We start from the raw sequence: 247 nt of genomic DNA, 5'->3' as shown, positions 1-247 counted from the left end.
AAAACGGATCAAAGATGTCGTTCAGCCTGTCCTGGGGAATGCCCGGACCGGAATCGCTGATGGAAATGACTGCCGATGCGTCCCCGTTGACTTCGGTACGACCGATGATCGTGCGCCCGTAGGGCATGGGCATCGGCCTGTCCATCGCACGGACGATCGTTCTGGCGCATAGCGGCCAGCTCTGGGCTGAGAACCAGTCCGGAGGAGGAGCTGTATTCCACCTTTCACTGCCATTGGCAGCATAGCG

Annotated in this window: 1 pseudogene; it reads left to right on the top strand. The window is 59.5% G+C overall.

The window, feature by feature from the left end:
* Positions 1-122: 122 nt before the first annotated feature.
* Positions 123-245: pseudogene (locus FNJ47_RS52325) on the top strand (ATP-binding protein); the annotation flags it as partial.
* Positions 246-247: the final 2 nt, after the last annotated feature.

The organism is Bradyrhizobium uaiense, assembly GCF_010811875.1.
GTDB classification, from domain to species: Bacteria; Pseudomonadota; Alphaproteobacteria; order Rhizobiales; family Xanthobacteraceae; genus Bradyrhizobium; species Bradyrhizobium uaiense.
The sequence above is the reverse complement of the archived record's forward strand: the minus strand, read 5'-3'. Positions and strand labels throughout refer to the sequence as shown.